A 2835-nucleotide genomic window follows, 5' to 3' on the forward strand; every position below is an offset into this window, starting at 1 on the left:
GTATCCATCCGGCGAAGGCCGCGGAGCTTATGATTTAGGCTGGTCCGCCATGATGCGTTCGATCCTTTCCGGATCACATTGCTCGTCGATAAGGAACTGCCGCACACCTCCGTCCCAGGTGCGGATATCGGCGAGGAATTCCTGCAAGCTTTCGATCCCCCGGTCCGTGAAGGTGGTGATGCCCTCTTCGCTGCCGTCATGGACATGGATCATCTCGCCGTAGTCGATGTTGTCGGAATTGTTGGCGATTTTCTGGAGAAGTTCAATGTTCTCGCCGATCAGCGAGGCGACATAGTCGATCGTGTAGACATGCGTCGGGCGCGCCATCAGGCTGCTTTCTGGTGGACGTGGCCTGCGGAAGACCAGTTCCACGGCAACAGTTCCGGCAGCCGCGACACGGGGATGCCAGGCATGCGAGCGAGCACGTCCGCCAGCCAGGCCTGCGGATCGATGTCGTTCATCTTGGCCGTGACGATCAGGGAATACATGAAGGCAGCACGCTCGCCGCCGCGCTGGGAGCCGGCGAATAGCCACGCCTTTCTTCCGAGAGCTATCCCGCGCAGGGCGCGCTCGGCCGCATTGTTCGACATGCAGAGCCTGCCATCGTCGAGGAACCGGGTGAAGGCTTCCCAGCGCCCGTCCTTCTCGAACATGTAGTTGATCGCCTTGGCGACGGGATTGTGCTTCGACATCTGGGAACGCTGGGCCATGAGCCAGTCGTGCAGTTCCTCGGCGATCGTACGCGCATGTTGCCGCCTCGCTACCAGTCTTTCCTCGGCGGACTTCCCGTTTATGCCTCGCTCGATATCGAAGAGCGCGTCGATGCGGGCGACGGCCTCGAGCGCGACAGGCGATATCTCGTGGGCAGGTTTGCCCTTGCGCACGTTGCCGGCGATATCGGCCAGTTCGAAGAACTTGCGCCGTGCATGGCTCCAGCAGAGCGCGCTCTTGACCGGTTCGGGGCGGCGACCCGCACGATAGAGATCGTTGTAGCCACCATAGGCATCCGCCTGCAGTATGCCGTGCCATCCGGCAAGATGCGTGTTGGGATGGGTCTTCTCCCGGTCCGGAGAAAAGTGGAAGAGCGCCGCCGGCGGCGCGCCGCCCGCAAAGGGACGATCATCGCGGACGTAGGTCCATAACCTTGCCTGCCTTGTTGCACCCCTGGCCAGAAGCGGCACGGTGGTGTCGTCACCATGCAGCCGAACGGCTGCCAGAACATGGGCACGGATCAGGTCATGGATCGGCTGCAGCGCCGTCGCGCAGGCCCCGACCTGATCGGCCAGCGTAGAGAGGCTGAGATCGACGCCTTCCCTGGCATAGCGCTCGGCCTGGCGGTTCAATGGCTGATGCTGACCGAACTTCTCGAACAGGATCGTGGCGAGCAAGTTGGGACCTGCCCATCCACGCGGAGTCGGATGGAAGGGAGCCGGTGGCTGGCTGATCTTCTCGCAGTCCCGGCAGGTGAACTTCTCCCGCACCGTCTGGATCACCTTCCACTGGCGCGGGATCGCCTCCAGCGTCTCGGTGACGTCTTCGCCCATCTTCACGATCCGGGCCGAGCCGCAGCAGGCGCATTGCGTGGGAGCTTCGATGACCAGGCGCTCGCGCAGCAGATGTTCGGGAAACGGCTTGCGGGCCGGCCGGCGGCGTTCGAAGGCGGAGACATTTGTGATCTTCGCTGCCACGCGTTCAGCCGCGATCTCGTCTTCGGTGGCGTCGGCTTCGAGTTCTTCGAGCTGCAGTTCCATCTGGTCGATCAGCCGGGCGCGCCGTTCCGAGCTCTGGCCATACTGCTCACGGCGCAGCTTTGCGATCTCGAGCTTGAGGTGCCGGATCATCGCCTCCGAAGTCGTCACGACGGCGCGCACCTGCGCGAGATCGGCCTCGGCGGAGGCGGCACGCGCTTCCGATACCGCAAGCGCGGCGCGCAATCTGGCTATCTCCGAAGCAGCATCATCCATGGCCGAAAGCTACCATGGAACCACAGAAAGCCCAACAAAAACAGTGGAACGGTTGGCGACTATCCTGCCGTTGCAGGTCGCTGCGTCCAGCGTGGATTGCGCCAGTCGATCCCTTCCAGAAGATAGCCGAGTTGCGCCGCCGACACTGGCACGGCGGAGCTATTCTGGCTGACCGGCCAGATGAACTTTCCGGCCTCAAGCCGCTTCAGGTAAAGCGACATGCCGATCCCGTCGTGCCACAAAACCTTGATCAGATCACCCTTGCGACCCCGGAAGCAGAAGACCTCACCGCCATGAGGATCGCGGCCAAGACCCTGTTGCACCTTCAGCGCTAGGCTGTTCATGCCGCAACGCATGTCCGTCACGCCGCCCGCGATCCACACCTTCACCCCGGCCGGAAAGGCGATCATGACGCATCCAGGACCGGCAACAGGCCGGCAAGGATGTTCGGATCAAGCGAGGCCGGGATCGTCAGGCGACGACCGTTCGGCAGGCCGATCTCGATCGTCTTGTCGCCGTCCGACCGGAGCGGACCGGCCATCTCGGAAGATGCCGGCGGCGGCAAAATCGAAAGCGGCACGAAGCTTGTTGATGCGGTAACGCTCAGAAGCCCGCTCCGGTATTCCCGACGCCAACGGGTCAACAACGACCGAGACAATCCATATCGCCGCGCCGTCACTGAACCCTGCCGAAAGCCTTGCAAGCTCTCTTCGACGATCCGAACCTTCTCTTCGTCCGACCAATCCCGTCGACGGCCAAGATCGTCCGCGGAATAGACCTCAATAGGGGAAATGATTGTAGCGCATGACATAAGGCATGGACTTAAAGCCAATCACCAAATCAGGGCAGACGGCCTTCGGCGGAGGCATAC

Annotated in this window: 4 protein-coding genes; all 4 read right to left on the reverse strand. The window is 62.3% G+C overall.

The genetic code is table 11. The annotated features are described in order from the left end of the window. Nucleotides 1–27 precede the first annotated feature (27 nt). From O9X91_RS23760 to tnpA, 4 genes are read right to left on the reverse strand one after another with little or no spacing between them, the layout of a single operon-like run. On the reverse strand, nt 28–327 hold the full coding sequence (locus tag O9X91_RS23760; protein WP_110808511.1) for a hypothetical protein: 300 nt from the start codon (nt 325–327) through the stop codon (nt 28–30). After that, the gene (gene tnpC, locus O9X91_RS23765; RefSeq protein WP_256121439.1) at nt 327–1964 is read right to left on the reverse strand and encodes an IS66 family transposase; all 1638 of its coding nucleotides are present in this window, start codon (nt 1962–1964) and stop codon (nt 327–329) included. Before tnpC ends, O9X91_RS23760 begins: the two co-directional genes overlap by 1 nt. Before the next feature lie 59 nt (nt 1965–2023). Beyond that, nucleotides 2024–2374, reverse strand: a complete 351-nt coding sequence (tnpB, locus tag O9X91_RS23770; protein WP_062594513.1) for an IS66 family insertion sequence element accessory protein TnpB — start codon at nt 2372–2374, stop codon at nt 2024–2026. Further along, a complete protein-coding gene (gene tnpA, locus O9X91_RS23925; RefSeq protein WP_423734667.1) occupies nt 2371–2775 on the reverse strand; it encodes an IS66-like element accessory protein TnpA in 405 nt (134 codons plus the stop codon). The genes tnpB and tnpA overlap by 4 nt, the downstream gene beginning before the upstream one ends. Nucleotides 2776–2835: the final 60 nt, after the last annotated feature.

The sequence above is a fragment of the Agrobacterium salinitolerans genome (assembly GCF_027498475.1).
GTDB lineage: Bacteria > Pseudomonadota > Alphaproteobacteria > Rhizobiales > Rhizobiaceae > Agrobacterium > Agrobacterium salinitolerans.